We start from the raw sequence: 17,462 nt of genomic DNA, 5'->3' as shown, positions 1-17,462 counted from the left end.
ATGAATTAGCTATCTCGTGCGGTTTTGCTGGAATGAACCACATCGTTATTGAGCTGGTTTAGTTCATCATCGCTAAGCTGACGATATTGGCCTGCTTTTAATCCGTCGAGCTTGATATGCATAATGCGTTTGCGAATGAGTCTAGTAACGTTGTAACCAAGATATTCACACATACGTCTGATTTGTCGGTTTAGGCCTTGGGTGAGCACTATATCAAAGCTTGTTTTGCCAACCTGCTTGATATCGCAAGGTAAGGTTATCGTATCTAAAATCGGCACACCGCTGCTCATTTTATTTAAAAACATTGGCGTAATGGGTTTATCAACATTCACGCGGTATTGTTTCTCGTGGGCGTTTTCAGCGCGCAGTATCTTATTAACGATATCGCCGTCGTTGGTTAGTAAAATTAAGCCTTCAGAAGGTTTATCTAAGCGTCCAATGGGAAAGATACGCTGTTTATATTTGACCGCGTCAACAATATTCCCCTTAATCTTACGCTCGGTGGTGCATGTAATACCCACGGGCTTGTTGTAAGCCAAATAGACTCTGTCACTTTTGTTTTCAGGTACAGCTTTTACCTCTTTACCGTCAACGCACACCACATCGTCGTCACCAATTTTTGTGCCTAACTCGGGCGCCCTGCCATTTACCGTAACGCGCAAGCTCTCAATTAGCTTATCTGCCTCTCTGCGAGAACAAAATCCGGTGTCGCTGATGTATTTATTAAGTCTTTTCAAAGGAATACCATTACGGTTTGTGTTGAAAAACGCGCCTAACGATATCAAACGCCTAATTTGCGTTGTGCAGTCTATACCTTGGCGCTATTTTTTCAATAGCGCTTTTATGGCATCAGTGATCCCTTCAAGGGTCAGTGAGTACATTTTGTCCTTCATAAGCTCTTTCATGATTTGAATAGAAGCATGATAGTGCCAGTACTCTTTTGGCTGAGGGTTTAACCACACGCAGTATTCGAAATGGTTTAATACTCGCTGCATCCATACGCTGCCAGGCTCTTCATTCCAATGCTCAACACTGCCCCCTGGGTAAGTGATTTCGTAGGGCCCCATGGTTGCATCGCCTACGAATATAACTTTGTAATCGCTGCCGTATTTATGCAGTATCTGGTATGTGTCTAAATCACCATAACCGCGGCGATTGTTGTCTTTCCAGACCCCTTCATAAATGCAGTTGTGAAAATAAAAAAATTCAATATGCTTGAACTCGGTGTGGGCAGCTGAAAATAATTCTTCACACAGCTTGATATGAGCATCCATCGAGCCACCAATATCAAAGAACAGTAATAGCTTGATGGCGTTACGACGCTCAGGCGCCATTTTAATATCAAGATACCCAGCGTTACGAGCCGTAGACGAAATAGTGTCAGGCACATCAAGTTGATCGCTGGCGCCGCTTCTGGCAAAGCGTCTTAGCCTGCGAAGGGCTACTTTAATGTTACGCGTACCCAGCTCAACGTCACTAGAAAGGTTTTTATACTCGCGTTTGTCCCAGACTTTTACCGCCGAGTAATTACGGTTTTTGTTTTGCCCAATGCGCACGCCTTCAGGGTTATAGCCATCTGCACCGAAAGGTGAAGTACCGCCTGTACCTATCCATTTGTTACCGCCCTGATGCCGCTTTTCTTGCTCTTTTAGACGCTCTTGTAAGGTTTCCATGAGCTTATCTAAGCCGCCCATCGCCTCAATTTGTTTTTTCTCTTCATCACTTAAAAGCTTTTCCATCTGCGAACGCAGCCAATCTTCCGGAATATTTTCGTCAAACAAATTGATTTGCTGCACACCCTTAAAGTATTCAGCAAATGCACGGTCGAACTTGTCGTACTGACTTTCATCTTTGATCAAGACGGTACGCGCAAGATAGTAAAAGCCGTCCATATCGGCATCTACTATCTGATTTTTCAGCGCCGCCATCAAATCAAGGTATTCGGTAATGCTGGTCTTTACTTTGTGTTTTCTTAAGGTAAAGAAAAAATTAATTAGCATTGCGCCGCGCCATAAACATTAGTTTTTCGAATAAATGGATATCTTGCTCATTCTTAAGCAATGCGCCATATAACGGTGGCAGAGCGTTTTTCGCGTCTTTGTCAGCAATCGCCTCTGGTGGAATATCATCTGCCACTAAGAGCTTGAGCCAATCAATTAACTCAGAGGTCGATGGCTTTTTCTTTAAGCCATTAATCGAGCGAAGCTGGAAAAAACTGTTTAAGGCGGTGTCGAGCAGGTTCTTTTTTAAATCTGGGAAGTGCACATCCACGATTTGACGCATTTCGTCTTCGTTAGGAAACTGAATATAATGGAAAAAACACCGGCGCAAAAACGCATCTGGTAGCAACTTATAATTGGAATTATATAATAATAATTTATATGACATATAACCCTCGAAGTTATGTTTTGAAGCAGTTTGGTTAGTCATATTTATTATTGTATACCTCGATTTTTAATTCAGTCATATTTATACGAAAATAACTATTAACATGATTTAATTTTTAGTCATAATTTTTAAGTTGATAGCCTTGCTTGAAATGTTGAATGTACTTAAAGGTGCACTATTGTAGTTAGAAAACATAGCCGAAGAAATGCATCTGGTAATTTTTCACCACTTATAAAAAAGTTTGACACAAAATAAGACTTAACATGATAAAACATATTAAAATCAAAGCTATAGTCTAAAACATTCATTTTTGATAGCTTATTTTTCATTTCAGTCTTAAAAATACATTTTGTTTTCTCAAAATTTTAATTTGAGTCTTAATTTTTATGATTAATGTCACTCACAACTAACTAATCTTTTCTCCTGCTCATAAAAGCAAGTTTCTCTATCAAATGCGTGTCTTGTTCATTCTTGATTAAAGCCCCGACCAAAGGAATTATTCCCTTACTGTTTTGTTTATCGAGCAAAACTTCTTGAGAAATATCGTCAGCCATGATTAATTTTAGCCAATCTATTAGTTCAGAAGTTGATGGCAGCTTTTTTAAACCATTTAGCTCCCTCAATTCGAAAAAGGATGTTAAAGCCTCAGTAAGTAGTTTCTGCTTGATGTCAGGATAATGAACTTCTACTATTTGTTTCATTTCATCGATAGATGGAAACTGAATATAGTGAAAAAAGCATCTTCTAAGAAAAGCGCTTGGAAGCTCCTTCTCATTGTTAGAAGTGATAATAATAATTGGTCTTTGTTTTGCTCTTATTTCTTGCTGGGTCTCGTACACGTAAAATGACATGCGGTCCAATTCCAATAGCAAGTCATTTGGAAATTCAATGTCGGCTTTATCTATTTCATCAATTAGCAAAACGGGGCGTTTGTCGGATTCAAAAGCTTGCCATAACTTACCTTTGATAATGTAATTATTAATGTCATGAACACGCTCGTCTCCTAGTTGACTGTCTCTTAGCCGCGATACTGCATCGTATTCATATAATCCCTGTTGTGCTTTGGTGGTGGATTTAATGTGCCATTGAATTAAATCAACTCCCAAGCTAGATGCTAACTCTTCTGCTAACATAGTTTTCCCAGTTCCAGGCTCACCTTTAATAAGCAGTGGCTTTTCTAGTGTTATTGATGCATTTACAGCTAGCTGCAATTCCTTGCTTGCAATATACGTTTCAGTGCCTTTAAACGCCATTTACTACCTCGTTTTATTTTATCTCAGCAAAATTTTAATATCGAATTCTACAATCTAATTATAATTAATACTATCTCGTGTGTTGATTAATGAGCACCTAAAGCGTTATGAACCGCATCTACTGAATCACTATAAAAGCTTACTTGAAACTTGGTAAATGTTTCTCAGGGTACTAATGGAATGTCGGTAGCCGAAGCTATTGGTAATAAAACTCTGGTTGCCCCAGTTTCCAAAGCGATTTGCATATATGACGCGAGATCTTGAACGGGATTAACCACACCACCTAATGTGATGCTGCCAAGCACAACCATCTGTTCTTGAGTTGGTTTATTCATCAAAATAGAGCAGCATGCTTCCAGTGAAGCTAGACTAGCATGATGGCTGTTTCCAAATGTTTGTAGATCGACATAATCCCTTGGTAATCACATCAATACAATTTAAGTTACCTTTAAAATATTCAAAACCAAAACGCACTTGCTCTTTAGCTGACGAGTCAGAACCAAACCCCGAAGTGGAATGTTTGCGATTACCTGATGTCATTTGAGTTTCAATACGATAGACACCGAGCTTTCCGGCTGCGCCTTCATCAACAAAGTGCACGACTCCAGCGTTAGGAATTTCGCCTATCTAGACTACTGGTATAGAAAAGCTCAAACTCATGAACCGAATATTTCCTCTTCGATTTCGTTGTAAACTTGTGTCTCTTGTGTAACCAAAGGTGCCATTGTGTCTCGAAGAAAAGCACATTTGTTATTGCCACATTGCGTTAAGTTTAGGATTCTTTTAATTTCCGTGAAAATTTTACCGCTTGCTGACTTTATATCGTCTGCTGGATTCCCTCTTTCAATACTTTCTTTTAACCCTAACTCCTTCGCCTGAAGACAATCATCAACTAGTTCATTTTTCCCAGTTGCTACACATAATTTTTTTATGATTTCATCGTCAAAAAGATAGCATTCAATGTGCCTTCTTGAAGAGGTTTTTACTCCTTTTTCCAAGAGCTCAGCGACCTCCTCTTTACTCTTGTCATCTCTGTCAACAAACTTAATGATTTCTGAAGATTTTAATATGTTGGAAATAAGGTTTACGGATTTATTTTCCATGTCTTCTATTTCTGAGCATGAGCCTACTGATACAAATGTTGTCCCATGATGCTTCTCACCAAGTATTTTTCCGTATATTAAAGCGTCGAAGTCTCGGTACTTTCTCCCCTGACTAGTACCTTCGCAAAACACGATTCTCTTGGGGGATATGAGTTTTGAAAAATCAGCAAATGCTAGATCAAAGAACCTATCCCAAATAGCCCTGCTAATTTGAGTAGGCTGGATTACTTCGGCCAAGTCGAAGTCTCTATTATCAAAATCAAGGAACACTACCGTCTTTGGGTTTTGCTCCTCAATATCTTCGGCTTCTTTGAGCATTCCTATTGAGTGCGTAGAAACCCAAAGCTGGGTGTCTTCAGGAGTTAAATCATAGAGCTCTCTAAGAACTTTGGACTGGAGCCTGGTATGCATGTGCGCTTCTGGTTCATCAATACAGAAAATCGCATCAGAATAAAAGCTAGACTTAATTATCATGTCCAAGACCAAGTCGAATACTGACTTTTCGCCAGCCGATAGATTTTTGTAATGAAAGTCTTTTGCAGTACCTTTTTCAAAATAGAAACTTCCATTTGATAACGGATCACCTATAGAGCTTAAATTAAGATCTTCAAATATCTTGGACAGAGAGGTCTTGATCTTGCCTATCAGTTCATCTCTAAGTTGTTCAACCGTTTTGTTATTGTTCGATGGCTCATAGACTCCCGCTAGTGTTTGAGCCACGAGCCGCTGGTAATTTTCGGACACAGTCTGGTCGTTCTGCATCAAATTCTGTAGTTTGATATTCTCAGCAGGATTGTTCTGCTTATTTAGGTTGGAAACTGTAAAGTCAGCTTCATTTCTGTAAGCAGTACGAAAATAGAACTTGTTTTTTATTTGCTGTTGATTCAGCTGCTGTTCGTTGTGAAAAGATATTTCTACTTTATTGTGTGAAGTTTGCCGCCAAGTTTCTGGGTTTGATATTTCTCCATCGTTCTTTTCCAAGTAATCCTGGATCCCTCGATCATTAAACCCCTTGAATTTATACCAATGATTCAAAGCCTCAAAAAGAGAGGTTTTTCCACTTCCATTTGGCCCAACCAGCACTACAAGTTTAGCTGTCTCAGGGATGTTCGTTAACGTAAGGTTGGTAAACCGTTTGAATCTATTTAATTTTACTTCTTTTATCTTCACAGTCATTCCTTAGTTTAGTGACAATCTGGACCCTATTTTTATTGACCTCTTACTGTCTTGGTTTATTAGTATTTCGTGAAACCGAGACAGGTGTAGTATCAATATTCTTGTATTCATAGATAGCTCTTGCTCTATTTATTAGCCGCCCGTCGTTGGATAAGATTGCTGAGCAATATGCGCCCATAGCTATGTGGACAGCGTCGCTTCTGACATTTTGAATCTTGTTAAGATCCCTACACTTTTTTTCTGCTTGAAAACCTAATAGATCAAGCACTGCGTTACACCCGATTATTCCAAGATACGTGGGCCAAACGTCGTAGCCTTGCTTATCAACGGGATTAAAACCAAAAAATTGGTCGCAACTAATGTCAGTGCCGCGCATTGTTGAAGATATCTTCTCCCAAATCCGTAGAATTTGGTTTTCACCTACTAAACTACCGAAAGCTCCTTTCTCACCTCCCATTGCTGCCCTAGTTTTCTCGGTATCGTTTCCATTTGATACCATTTCATCGACCATTGAAGCCAATTCAGGTTTTAAAGACTGGGCTTTATCAAGCATTTCTGTATTATCCATTGGTAAGCCAATTGTCAGATTTAAAATTTCCCGCTCAAATTTATCTGGGAGTTCCATTAATAGACCTTTGCATGCACCACCATTAATCCATACCTGAAGAGGGTCGAAAATGGTGTCATCGAAACTTACGTCTTCAGTTACTGCAATGTAGTTATAATAATGTTGATGTGGAGATCCGGCTTCATTTAATGCCGCTTCGCTGGTTATCTTCCCATTTTCGTCAAGGATAAGATCTAGTAACTTCGCATCTATAGCGTCGAGTACATCTAAATATTTCTCAGGTTCATTAGCTCGTTTGATTTCTGAAAAGTGCTCTTTTGAATAAACCCAAACAACATCATCTCGCTTGCCCAGTTCAATAATACCATTCAATTGCAATCCGATTATATTTTGATCAATGTAAATTAAAGGTCTACTCAACGTTTCCGCCCACACCTTTAAACTTCTCTACAAACATTGCTATTTTTTGAAAAACACTCTGCTTTTTGGTTTTATATTGCGGGTTAAGAGGGCTTAATTTAGGAAGTGCCTCGTTAAGAGCAGTGCCATTTTCACTGGCATATTCTCGTTTCAATGATGCTGATAAATAACGCTTCGCGGCATCTTCGTTGAGGCCTTCCGATTCAATTAGCTCTTTAGCTTCTCTTTTCTGTTCAGCCTGCGCGAAGGTGAAAAATGCGTCAATAATGTTCGCCTTATCGCCAATATCATCAAGATTAGTTTGATTAATAAAATCTACAATCAAGCTTTCTTTAGCGCGATTACCAAGGCTCGCTCTAATTAGGCGACGAACTTCTTCAATAAGCTCAGCTTTACTTTTATTCTTTTTGTTATGCTCGAAAATCAGTTCCAATATATAATCAAGGTTAATCTCTTGGGATTTCAACAAGTCCACCTCAAAGACCACGTCATCCCAGTCTATGGTAGATTTTTCTTTATCGTCTGCTGATTTTTGTCGACGCTGCCAATCTCGCACATCGTTATAAGTCGACCGGTAATCCTGAAGCTTACGATCTGCTGGAAGTCTTATTTTCTGGAGTTCAGCGAGCTTTTCATCATCTAAATAATGCTCCGCCTTGAATGCTGCTACTACTTCTTCGTCACTCATGTCTATATCTTGAAGAGCTTTTAAAGCGGCAAACTCATCATAGTTTTGCAGAACGTTCTCAACACGCAAATACTCGCCGAATAGTTTGGCGAAATCTTTCTTGTCAGATTCCTTTTCGATAGATGATGGGTCGGGGAAACGCTGTTCTAACTCTGTTACCACGTCCATAAAGCCTCGCCGAGCCTGACCTGTCACCACGTCGGTAAAGCCATCCATGTATTCCTTGTAGCTTTTCTCTAACACTACATTCTTGGTGTTCTTATCCCCAAACAAGGTAATGGCATCTACCGTAGCTTTTTCTAGATCTCGGAAGGTGACTATATTTCCGAATGTTTTGGTCGCGTCGTAAATACGGTTAGTGCGCGAAAAAGCTTGCATCAAGCCATGATATCGTAGGTTCTTATCTACAAATAAGGTATTGAGTGTTGGGGCATCGAAGCCAGTTAAGAACATTCCTACTACAATTAGAAAATCAACCTTTTCGTTTGGCTTTAACTTTTTACCGTGGCTGTCTTCCCCTTTGACGCGCATAGCAAGGTCACGGTAATAATTTTGAAAACCTTTACTATCTATACTAAAAGTAGTTTTAAACATTGCATTGTAATCACCCACCGCAGCGCTTAAAAATTCTTTGGCAGTGCTATTCATTGCTGAAATATCGAAGCTTTCATCTTCAATATCTCCAATTGCATCCTGCTCTTCATTGGCAGCGAAGGAAAAGATAGTAGCGATTTTTAGTGGCTTGTTTTTATCCTTGTACGAGGGCTCTGCTTGTAGTTTGTTTAGGGATTCATAATATAATTTAGCCGCATCCACACTGCTCACGGCAAACATGGCGTTAAAACCTTTATTGTTAGACTGTAATCGATGTGTCTTCTGTCGAAAGTTTTTCAGAACATACTCAGAAATTTCGCGAATACGTTCTGGGTGCAATAAAGCCTGTTTGTTTTCAAGTGCGCTGAGTTTTTTCTCATCTTGTTCTGTTTCAATAGCCTTAAACTGTGCTCGAACGTCGTTGTAGTCTACTTTGAACTTGAGTACCTTTTCATCTCGAATCGCATCTGTGATTACATAAGAATGTAACTCGCGACCAAACACACTGGCAGTTGTTTCCGCCCCTAACGCGTTTTGCGGGAAGATAGGCGTACCGGTAAAACCAAACTGATAAAAACGCTTAAACTTCTTATTAAGGTTCTTCTGCGCCTCACCGAACTGACTGCGATGGCATTCATCAAAAATAAAGACCACCTGTTTACTATAGATAGGAAGTTCACTCTCGCTCTTCATTAGGTTGTTGAGTTTCTGAATCGTCGTGACAACTATCTTATTATCATCTTTATCCAAATTGAGCTTTAAGCCGGCAGTGCTGTCTGAGCCATTTACGCTGTCTGGTGAAAAGCGCTGGTACTCCCTCATGGTTTGGTAGTCGAGGTCTTTTCTATCAACGACAAAAAACACTTTGTCGATAAAATCGAGTTCTGTCGCTAAACGTGCTGCTTTAAAGCTGGTTAAGGTTTTACCCGAGCCAGTGGTATGCCAGATAAAACCGCCGCTCTCCGAGTTGCTCCAATTTTTGGCTTGATAGGAACTTTTCACCTTCCACAATATTCGCTCGGTAGCGGCTATTTGGTATGGGCGCATAACAAGCAAGGTGTCGCTGATGTCAAACACCGAGTAATGCAGCAACACGTTGAGCAGTGTATTTTTCTGGAAGAAGGTCGCGGTAAAGTCTTTTAAGTCCTTAATAAGGCTATTATCAGCTTTTGCCCAGTTCATAGTGAAATCGAAACTGTTTTTATTGCGTTGGGTGGTATTAGCAAAATAACGGCTGTCGGTACCATTAGATATCACAAACAACTGTAAATACTTGTACAGCGACTGTTCGCTGTTAAAGCTCTCTTTACTATAGCGATGCACCTGGTTAAAGGCCTCTCTAATAGCGACACCGCGCTTTTTGAGCTCAATTTGCACCAATGGCAAGCCGTTAACTAAAATAGTCACATCATAACGGTTGGCATGGCTGCCTGTTTGCTCGAACTGTTTGATTACCTGCACTTTATTGCGAGCAATGTTCTTTTTGTCCACTAGGTAGATGTTTTTGATACTGCCATCGTCAAACACAAAGTCATGAATATAGTCATCGTGGATCTTACGTGCTTTATCTAAGATAGTATCGCTTGGTCTATCTAGGTAGGTTTCCACGAAACGCTGCCATTCGCCTTCAGTAAACTTCACGTTATTAAGCGTTTGCAACTGCTCTCTAACGTTGGAGAGCATGGCCTGCGGATTATTCAGACCAGGCACGAACTCATAGCCTTGGTTTTGTAGGTCCTGAATTAGTTCACGCTCTAAAGCATCTTCACTCTGGTAGCTTTCAGCTACTTTCCAGTCTTTGTTGTATTTTTCAAGAACAATAAAGTTATTCGTTTCGGCTATTGTTTTTAAGTTAGTCATGACAGGCCGCCGCCTCTGCAACAGGCTTAGGGAAGCTCAAAAGCAAATCGCGGTAATACTCATATTGCTTTTGACGAAGTTCTATTTCTCGGGGTAGACCTTCTTGGATTGAAGTGGTTAATGTGTTGAACTTATCTAATATATTAACAATTCGGATTTGTTCATTAAGAGAAGGAACAGGAATCTTAAAATCCGACATTTGTTTCAGGTTTATATTTGGTTGGGCTGACGTTTTATTAAACTTAGCAATATAATCTGTCATTGCTGTCGTTTGCATGTAATAAAAAACAAACCTTACATTCACTTGTTGGTCTAGGCGAACAATAGCTAGAGCTTGATTGGTGTTTGCTGGTAATACGCCTTTATCTACTATCGCACATTTACCAATAGTAGCTCCTGCAATGGCAAATAAGATATCATTTTCTTCAAGTACTGAGCGTTTTAGTTCCTTATTATGAACTTCTGGAGTAATAAACATAAACTTGCCTGGCTTTATTTGGTTGTTATCAAAGCTTTCGAGCTTTATAAAGTTAACTCCATCTCTTACGAATTCTTTAGGTGTTGTTCCTTTGGTAATAAGTTGGGTCACATCCCCCAACGTCTTCCACTCCACTTCCCCTTCATCAAAACTCAACAACTTGTCACGATAGTAGTTGTATTGCTTTTTACGGGCATTAAGCTCGGTGGTCAGCTCGGTGGTCAGCTCGGTGGTCAGCTCGGTGAAGGTGTCCAGTATACGGACGATTTCGGCTTGTATTTGCAGCGACTTTTTTGGGTTGTCTGGGCAAGGTATAGGGATTGTTTTATTACAAAAGTTGCTAATCCACTGACGTTTGTGATCACCTTCGACCAATCCGCTGGGCTGAGTATTAAGCCAATAGTAAACATACTTAAGCAATACTTTTGACTCGTCAGCTGATGAAATCATTTTCATAGCTGATGACTTAGCTTTAAAGTCAAAATCGACCCATTTATTTGCAGTAGTGAAATCGTCAAAAATTATTACAGGATTAATAGATGCTTTATTTATGCCCTGTTTTTCATCTGTATAACCTAGAATGAAGGTTTTTCCTGCTGTTAATACCGGTGTATTAAAGCTATCGTCATAAATCTTAGATTTGACGAGATACTTTGTTGGCTGCTTATATGTCGTTATTTCACCTAGTGGGAGCCAGCAAATTTCTGCTCCGCCCAGTAACTTTTCCATAAAACTCAAATCGCTCATCCCTCAATTTCCGCAACAATCCCATAAATGTCTCTTCGAAGTTGGTCTATTTTGGAGACGGTGATTTTCAATTCAGCATTTAATTCTGTGATGTTGGTCACTTCACGAGTGTCTTTGGCCTCAACATAAGAACTAACCGACAGGTTGTACTCGTTAGCAACCTCCTCATAAGGCACTGAACGAGCAAAGTGGTCCACATTCGCTTTACTATCAAAAACGTCCATAATCGCTTTGACGTGCTCATCAGTAAGTGTGTTTGTATTGGTTTCTTTCTTAAACAAGCCACTCGCATCTATAAATTGGGTGTTAGTATCGGTTTTATGTTTCGAGAGCACTAAAATGGTTACAGCGATGGTCGTGCCAAAAAATAAATTAGGTGCAAGAGAAATAACTGTTTCAACGTAGTTGTTATCCACCAAATATTTACGGATTTTCTGCTCAGCACCACCACGGTAAAAAATACCGGGGAAGCAAACAATAGCCGCTCGTCCTTTGCTCGATAAGTAACTCAGTGCATGTAGCACGAAGGCAAAATCAGCCTTGGATTTAGGTGCGAGGACGCCTGCTGGTGCAAAGCGTTCGTCATTAATGAGGGTTGGGTCGTCACTGCCAATCCACTTCACTGAATAAGGCGGATTAGAGACAATAGCGTCAAAGGGCTTGTCATCACCAAAATGCGGTTCAGTAAGTGTATTGCCAAGCTTCATGTTGAATTTGTCGTAGTTGATATTGTGCAAAAACATGTTCATACGAGCTAGGTTGTAGGTCGTGTGGTTTATCTCTTGACCGAAGAAACCGTCTTCAATTATGTGAGAATCAAAGTGCTTTTTGGCTTGCAGAAGCAGCGAACCAGAGCCAGCAGCCGGATCATAAATTTTATTCACACTGCTCTGTTTATGCATGGCTAACTGAGCAATCAGCCTTGAGACGTGCTGAGGGGTGAAGTACTCGCCTCCTGATTTCCCGGCATTGGCTGCGTAGTTTGAGATAAGGAATTCATAAGCATCGCCGAACAAATCAATATGAACCGCATCGAAGTTACCAAACTCCAGTACTGCCACGCCTTTTAGCACATCGGCTAATCGATTGTTTTTTTCCTTTACTGTATTACCCAACCGGTTACTCGTGGTGTCAAAATCGGCAAACAAGCCTTTTATATCACCCTCCGATGGGTAGCCGTTGGCAGAAGTTTCTATTGCCGCAAAAATAGCAGCCAAGTCGGTATTCAAGCTTTCATTCGTTTTGGAATTTTTAGCTACATTAACAAACAGCTGACTTGGGTAGATGAAATAACCCTTGGTTTTGATAGCATCGTCTTTTATGTCAGGTGTAATCACATTATCGTTGAGTGAGGCATAATTAATACTATCGTCATCTGCCTCGATATAGCTGGCGAAGTTCTCACTAATAAACCGGTAGAATAAAGTGCCTAGTACATATTGTTTAAAGTCCCATCCATCGACTGAGCCGCGCACGTCATTAGCGATAGCCCAGATTTGACGTTGAAGTGCGGCACGTTGTTGTGAGCTTGTCATGATTTTTCCTATTTATAATTGTTTGTCCGTTCTTTTAGGGCTTTTCGGCTTTATGCCAGTTCTAGTAGTTCACCTACCTGGCAATTAAACAGCAAGCAAAGCTTCTCTATAGAACCCAAGTCCACTTTCTGCGCAGTTTCTTTATACAGTAACGTTACAGTTGCGCGACTAAGTCCCGTTTCTCTTGCAACGTCAGCAATACGCATTTTATGTTCGCCCATCATACGAGCGAGATGACAGCGGATCATGGCTATGCTCCTAGCATTTTTTTATTTTTCACACAAAGATTACCAGTAAATATTGATTTGCGTAACATTTTTTGAGTTCAACTTTAATTATTTCGGTCAAAAAGATGAGTTACTGTGTTTGTTGGCAATTGAGAGCGTAGACTCTGATTTTCTAGAGTAAGCTCTAGGATCCTAGCTTGAGCGTCCAGCAATTGGCTTAGCGCCTTATCTCTCTGCTCTTCAAGAGACTGATACTTCTCTTTTAAATCCCGATTCTTGGATCTTTGAGCAAGCATCATTTGTCTTGGTGTTTTTGTGCTTTTCTCATCTTTGTGAGTTTCGGTCCATTCCTGTATTTCTGATACCAACTCAGGAAACCTTACTCGCCTAAGTGCGGAAGGGTCGACACCAGCCTCTTTAGCAACGTTGTTCTGGCTTTAAGGTGTGCCTTTGGGGAGAATGTCATTGGAGCCAAAATTAATTTTTGAGGCGATAAAATCAGCTACTCTGTTTTGCTTAAGAGGCCCCTTCAATGCGTTGAATAGCGCTTCATCACCGCGATCTTTCCGCACTTTGAATGCTCTATCAGTGAGGTTGCGATAGTCAAGCAATTCTATAACAGTTTCAAATAAGTTGATGCTTTTGAAATTACGACCACGCTTGTTAAGGCGGCCTGTCAAGTATTCTAGGTGTTTTCTTATAACTATTTCTGATTCTGGCGGATAGTCAAATACGTAAAAACCAATCTCATTTCCTAAACCTTGGTTCTTCAAAAAATCGTCACTTTCAATTTTAGGCTGTATTTGTTCAAGCCTATCGTGAAGTCGTTTTTGCTGTTTGGTCGTAAGTTCAGCCATCAGTGTAGCTCCATTGCTGAAATAATATCGTCTCTGTCTATTTCAAAAAATAATTCTCTTACTTCTAGCAACAGATATACATTTTGTAATTTTTTGCTTCGTGTTGATTCTATATCGCCAGCATCAGCAATCGATTTAAATGCTACTTGAGAAATTTTGTAGTTTTCTTTCGAAACCATTTTGTTAATACTGAATTGAAGCCCACTGGATTAGGAAGAGATACTGTAAGAGGTTCATAACATGAAAACTTTTTGCTGAAACCGACCAAAAGAATCTATTGTGGAATCATACCATGAGGTGAGTGGCCCTTGAGAAGGCTCCTCTTCTATTTCAATATTTAACGGAGCTGTGGGAGGTTTACCTTGCTCGTTGCTCTTGGGCGGCGAGTCACTATCCTCTTCCAAATTAGAATCTTCTGAGTCCAGAACTTGATTATTTCCTGATGATTTGATCACTGCATAATGCGGCACTTCTTCAGCGACCCGATTAGAATATTCTAGTAGACGAGGATGAGCAGGCATAATTAGATAACCAAGCTCAACAGGTGAATATTGCGCTCTTAAGACTCGACCTAATACTTGTCTGAAATAGAGTTCTGTTGTAACTAGAGACAAGTAGCAGCAAACTCTTAAACGAGGTATGTTCGTTCCTTCGCTAATCATTCCTATAGATACAATCCACTTTTGACTGCCTCGCTTAAATCGGCGAATAAGGCTTTCAGGATCGTCTTCCTGATATGTCACGAGCTCACTGGATTCGCCTAATTCTGATAAAAGCATTTGGATATGTTTTGCATGAGATATCGTTGCTGCGACTATGAGACCTCCGGCATTACTAAAAATATTCCGCTCTTGATTTAATCGAATCATTCCATGTTTGAGTATTTTGCGAATTACTTCATCATGAAAGATAAGTTCGGAATAAGACAACCCACTTTCAATAAGAAAATCTGAAATTGATGAATAAGAGGTTCTTTCATTATTTTCAATAACGTCTATAAGCTCATTGTCGAACAAAGTAATGTGTGGAGAACGACATACACCATCTTCAATAGCTTGAGTTAAGTCATATCGATAATCTACCTGTAATCTATTATCCTCTCCAATATAATTGGCCATTGCGATAGGGATTGTATCACTTCTCCAAGGCGTTCCCGTCAATGCGATTGTATAGTGAGCTTTTCCTTGTATGTTCATTAGGATTTGTTCTCCCCACGCATTCGCATTTTCGATGCCAGTACCTGCACAATGATGAATCTCGTCGAAAATCACAAATACCCTATAAGTATCGAGCAACGTCCAAAACGCTGCATCTAAATGCCTCATGCTTTGGTAGGTTAGTGATGAACCGGTTGCACCGAGCCCACCACAGAAACGCTTTTTTGTTATAGCTTCGAGTTCGACTTTGAAGTCATTTGCAACTACGGTTGATGGCGAAAAACATAATACCAAATCGACCTTGTCTTTTTTGATGAGGATATCCGCAAGCGTAGATGCCATCACGGTTTTCCCAGCACCCGGCGTCGCTAGACATAAAAAGTGAGAATATAGAGCTTCAAATTTTTCTAGAGCACTTGTGATGGCTTCACTCTGCCAATTTCTCAAATTAATCATAAACGCGCTTCATACTGAGCCAGTAAACGCTCGAACCCTTTCACTTTACCAAGCATCACCTTTGCTTGATCTCGGGTTTGTTGGTAATGAGACTTGACATCGTCTACTAACTCAGGCATTTCGTTTACCCATTCAGAATAAGCTTCGGTTTCACCAATATTTGTCAGCATTTCAGCCTTACATAAACGGATCTTCTCTTGAAGTTTATTGATGATGCTCTCGTGACTTTTATTTTCGAGGTGGGTGCGTTTTTGCAAGTCATTAATATCCTCACCTTGGACTGACCAACAAAAAACGATCGCTTTCTGATTATTTATAGTTAGTGTCTTAATGATTCCTTGTTTCTCGAGAAATTTAAGGTGGCGATAGACAAATTGTGTAGCGTTTTTCTTTTTGTCGAACATCTTTACGTAAACCTCTAAAAGGTGTCTCGTAATATCCGTAACAGTGAACGTTTCCAGTGAAAGTGAGCGGATAAAGGCTAATATATCAATGTCATATTGCTTCTTTGGCATTACAAAATATCTCTTTTTATGATTACCGTCTCGAATTTCGCGACAGTGTACTTTGTCTCTATCATCGAGACAATGAAAACATCAGTTTACTCCTCACATTACGACAAACTCAGATTGTGGTTAAAAGCACATCGTGAGGAACAGTCTCTTTCTTTGCGAGAAGTCTCGGAAAAGTGGGGCAAACACCATTCAATCTTAGGTAAAATTGAACAAGCTAGACGAAAGATAGAACTCATAGAGTTTATTGAGTTGTGCCAAGTTCTTGAAGTGGATCCTCGAGAGGGGCTCTCAGTTTTAATGGAGTCGATGAATACAAACCACAAAAGCTCAAGGCCATGAATTGCCTAAACACTCATTAAATTTTCATAGTTGAAGGGGATAATGTGCCAATTGCGCTCACTTCATCCTTCGATAATGCTCATCTAAAATTGATTGCGGACATTTGAATTTTGTATCATAGGGCTACAATGACTGGCTATTTGCATTCTATTAATCCCCATATTGCATGTAACAAGTGAGTGAGTGACTGATTTTATTGACGTTTTTTAAGTTGCACTTTTCCAATATTTCACTGCTTTTTTCCTCTAAATACTGCCGCATTTTCATTCTCTAGAATAAACACACATCGACGATTCCGATTCAAACAGTGTGCGCCCTTCTGAGATGCAATACAGTATATTAATTGTGCAACGTTTATCTGCCCATTAGGTTTAGCATAGTGAACTTTCACTTAGAGCGATCAGCCGACATTGCCCTTCCTTATACTTAAGGGCAAGTGCACGGCATTTGCAGACACACGCCGTTCAAATATGTGCGAGAAATTTTTGCCATAAACAACCATTGAGATTGGAAATTTTGACTGTCTGCTCTCTTTCTAAGCAGACAGTCGTTTACTTACATTTTTTAATCTCAACTGGGCTAGTCGACCTTCATCAACGCTGCATAATTAATCTTGTATAAATCTAGGTTGTTCTCACGTTGTTGTTGCACATTAGCTTCTATAAGGTGTGAATATTAGGTCGGCAAACAGGTCAGTTGTACCTTCAAAAAATTGGGGTAAACTACTACAAAGCACGGATGTATCATCCAAAGCTAGGGCTATTCCTGCAAACTGACCCTGTGGGTTATGAAGACCAGATGAATCTTTATGCTTATGTGGGAAATGATCCGGTTAATATGATTAATCCTACAGGAAAATGGATGAGTTATGCAGCAGGATTCCTTGTAGGTGCAGGGGTAGAACTTGCAACGCAATTAATAAAGGGTGATGAAATAGAATTGGGTAAAGTTGGTATGGCTGGAATAGCTGGTTTGGCGGGTGGTGGTATAACTGGTTTAGCCAAAGGAGCCGGGGTGATGACCAAATTAGCTAGTGAGGGTGCAGCATCTTTAGTTGGTGTATTAAGCGACAATTAACTTGAACGGTTGAGCGACAATTAT

Annotated in this window: 17 protein-coding genes and 1 pseudogene; 2 read left to right on the top strand and 16 right to left on the bottom strand. The window is 40.0% G+C overall.

Annotation, left to right across the window (positions count from 1 at the left end):
- Window positions 1-5: 5 nt before the first annotated feature.
- The 16 genes and pseudogenes from AB9H30_RS02095 to AB9H30_RS02020 all read right to left on the bottom strand — a co-directional run bounded on the left by AB9H30_RS02095 (window position 6) and on the right by AB9H30_RS02020 (window position 16,022).
- Complete coding sequence (locus tag AB9H30_RS02095; RefSeq protein ID WP_371192967.1) at window positions 6-737, bottom strand: pseudouridine synthase; 732 nt, start codon at window positions 735-737, stop codon at window positions 6-8.
- An 84-nt stretch (window positions 738-821) separates the two neighbouring features.
- Window positions 822-2,000, bottom strand: coding sequence for a VWA domain-containing protein (locus AB9H30_RS02090; protein ID WP_371192966.1), 1,179 nt, complete (start codon window positions 1,998-2,000; stop codon window positions 822-824).
- Window positions 1,990-2,358 (bottom strand): annotated as a pseudogene (locus tag AB9H30_RS02085) (ATP-binding protein); the annotation flags it as partial. The gene AB9H30_RS02090 and the pseudogene AB9H30_RS02085, both read right to left, overlap by 11 nt.
- A gap of 440 nt (window positions 2,359-2,798) precedes the next feature.
- Entirely contained in the window at window positions 2,799-3,641 is an 843-nt protein-coding gene (locus AB9H30_RS02080; protein WP_371192965.1) for an AAA family ATPase, read from the bottom strand.
- A 164-nt stretch (window positions 3,642-3,805) separates the two neighbouring features.
- The gene (locus AB9H30_RS02075; RefSeq protein WP_371192964.1) at window positions 3,806-3,976 is read right to left on the bottom strand and encodes a hypothetical protein; all 171 of its coding nucleotides are present in this window, start codon (window positions 3,974-3,976) and stop codon (window positions 3,806-3,808) included.
- Between the two features lie 321 nt (window positions 3,977-4,297).
- The gene (locus tag AB9H30_RS02070; RefSeq protein ID WP_371192963.1) at window positions 4,298-5,914 is read right to left on the bottom strand and encodes an AAA family ATPase; all 1,617 of its coding nucleotides are present in this window, start codon (window positions 5,912-5,914) and stop codon (window positions 4,298-4,300) included.
- A 49-nt stretch (window positions 5,915-5,963) separates the two neighbouring features.
- Window positions 5,964-6,908: a hypothetical protein gene (locus AB9H30_RS02065; RefSeq protein ID WP_371192962.1), complete on the bottom strand. Its 945-nt coding sequence runs from the start codon at window positions 6,906-6,908 to the stop codon at window positions 5,964-5,966.
- Complete coding sequence (locus AB9H30_RS02060; protein WP_371192961.1) at window positions 6,901-10,050, bottom strand: type I restriction endonuclease subunit R; 3,150 nt, start codon at window positions 10,048-10,050, stop codon at window positions 6,901-6,903. The genes AB9H30_RS02065 and AB9H30_RS02060 overlap by 8 nt, the downstream gene beginning before the upstream one ends.
- On the bottom strand, window positions 10,043-11,275 hold the full coding sequence (locus tag AB9H30_RS02055; RefSeq protein WP_371192960.1) for a restriction endonuclease subunit S: 1,233 nt from the start codon (window positions 11,273-11,275) through the stop codon (window positions 10,043-10,045). The genes AB9H30_RS02060 and AB9H30_RS02055 overlap by 8 nt, the downstream gene beginning before the upstream one ends.
- Complete coding sequence (locus AB9H30_RS02050; RefSeq protein ID WP_371192959.1) at window positions 11,272-12,810, bottom strand: type I restriction-modification system subunit M; 1,539 nt, start codon at window positions 12,808-12,810, stop codon at window positions 11,272-11,274. Before AB9H30_RS02050 ends, AB9H30_RS02055 begins: the two co-directional genes overlap by 4 nt.
- A gap of 50 nt (window positions 12,811-12,860) precedes the next feature.
- Window positions 12,861-13,058: a helix-turn-helix domain-containing protein gene (locus AB9H30_RS02045; protein WP_371192958.1), complete on the bottom strand. Its 198-nt coding sequence runs from the start codon at window positions 13,056-13,058 to the stop codon at window positions 12,861-12,863.
- 83 nt (window positions 13,059-13,141) lie between these two features.
- Window positions 13,142-13,405 (bottom strand): hypothetical protein, encoded by a 264-nt coding sequence (locus tag AB9H30_RS02040; protein WP_371192957.1) that lies wholly within the window; start codon window positions 13,403-13,405, stop codon window positions 13,142-13,144.
- 69 nt (window positions 13,406-13,474) lie between these two features.
- Window positions 13,475-13,894 carry a hypothetical protein gene (locus AB9H30_RS02035; protein WP_371192956.1) on the bottom strand — a complete coding sequence of 140 codons (420 nt, stop codon included), beginning with the start codon at window positions 13,892-13,894 and terminating at the stop codon, window positions 13,475-13,477.
- Window positions 13,894-14,073 carry a hypothetical protein gene (locus AB9H30_RS02030; protein ID WP_371192955.1) on the bottom strand — a complete coding sequence of 60 codons (180 nt, stop codon included), beginning with the start codon at window positions 14,071-14,073 and terminating at the stop codon, window positions 13,894-13,896. Before AB9H30_RS02030 ends, AB9H30_RS02035 begins: the two co-directional genes overlap by 1 nt.
- Window positions 14,074-14,127: 54 nt before the next feature.
- Complete coding sequence (locus AB9H30_RS02025) at window positions 14,128-15,507, bottom strand: DEAD/DEAH box helicase (RefSeq protein WP_371192954.1); 1,380 nt, start codon at window positions 15,505-15,507, stop codon at window positions 14,128-14,130.
- Window positions 15,504-16,022, bottom strand: a complete 519-nt coding sequence (locus tag AB9H30_RS02020) for a hypothetical protein (RefSeq protein ID WP_371192953.1) — start codon at window positions 16,020-16,022, stop codon at window positions 15,504-15,506. The genes AB9H30_RS02025 and AB9H30_RS02020 overlap by 4 nt, the downstream gene beginning before the upstream one ends.
- A 72-nt stretch (window positions 16,023-16,094) precedes the next feature.
- On the opposite strand from AB9H30_RS02020, the gene AB9H30_RS02015 reads away from it, so the two are divergent.
- Window positions 16,095-16,361: a helix-turn-helix domain-containing protein gene (locus tag AB9H30_RS02015; protein WP_371192952.1), complete on the top strand. Its 267-nt coding sequence runs from the start codon at window positions 16,095-16,097 to the stop codon at window positions 16,359-16,361.
- A 696-nt stretch (window positions 16,362-17,057) separates the two neighbouring features.
- Window positions 17,058-17,438, top strand: coding sequence for an RHS repeat-associated core domain-containing protein (locus AB9H30_RS02010; RefSeq protein WP_371192951.1), 381 nt, complete (start codon window positions 17,058-17,060; stop codon window positions 17,436-17,438).
- Window positions 17,439-17,462: the final 24 nt, after the last annotated feature.

The sequence above is a fragment of the Glaciecola sp. SC05 genome, assembly GCF_041380235.1.
Taxonomy (GTDB): domain Bacteria; phylum Pseudomonadota; class Gammaproteobacteria; order Enterobacterales; family Alteromonadaceae; genus Glaciecola.
The sequence above is the reverse complement of the archived record's forward strand: the minus strand, read 5'-3'. Positions and strand labels throughout refer to the sequence as shown.

Excerpts from the sequence above, each read along its gene's own strand:
- AB9H30_RS02090 (WP_371192966.1), bottom strand. The coding sequence starts at position 2,000 with ATGCTAATTAATTTTTTCTTTACCTTAAGAAAACACAAAGTAAAGACC.
- AB9H30_RS02080 (WP_371192965.1), bottom strand. The coding sequence starts at position 3,641 with ATGGCGTTTAAAGGCACTGAAACGTATATTGCAAGCAAGGAATTGCAG.
- AB9H30_RS02075 (WP_371192964.1), bottom strand. The coding sequence starts at position 3,976 with ATGAATAAACCAACTCAAGAACAGATGGTTGTGCTTGGCAGCATCACA.
- AB9H30_RS02060 (WP_371192961.1), bottom strand. The coding sequence starts at position 10,050 with ATGACTAACTTAAAAACAATAGCCGAAACGAATAACTTTATTGTTCTT.
- AB9H30_RS02055 (WP_371192960.1), bottom strand. The coding sequence starts at position 11,275 with ATGAGCGATTTGAGTTTTATGGAAAAGTTACTGGGCGGAGCAGAAATT.
- AB9H30_RS02050 (WP_371192959.1), bottom strand. The coding sequence starts at position 12,810 with ATGACAAGCTCACAACAACGTGCCGCACTTCAACGTCAAATCTGGGCT.
- AB9H30_RS02045 (WP_371192958.1), bottom strand. The coding sequence starts at position 13,058 with ATGATCCGCTGTCATCTCGCTCGTATGATGGGCGAACATAAAATGCGT.
- AB9H30_RS02035 (WP_371192956.1), bottom strand. The coding sequence starts at position 13,894 with ATGGCTGAACTTACGACCAAACAGCAAAAACGACTTCACGATAGGCTT.
- AB9H30_RS02030 (WP_371192955.1), bottom strand. The coding sequence starts at position 14,073 with ATGGTTTCGAAAGAAAACTACAAAATTTCTCAAGTAGCATTTAAATCG.
- AB9H30_RS02025 (WP_371192954.1), bottom strand. The coding sequence starts at position 15,507 with ATGATTAATTTGAGAAATTGGCAGAGTGAAGCCATCACAAGTGCTCTA.
- AB9H30_RS02020 (WP_371192953.1), bottom strand. The coding sequence starts at position 16,022 with ATGCCAAAGAAGCAATATGACATTGATATATTAGCCTTTATCCGCTCA.
- AB9H30_RS02015 (WP_371192952.1), top strand. The coding sequence starts at position 16,095 with ATGAAAACATCAGTTTACTCCTCACATTACGACAAACTCAGATTGTGG.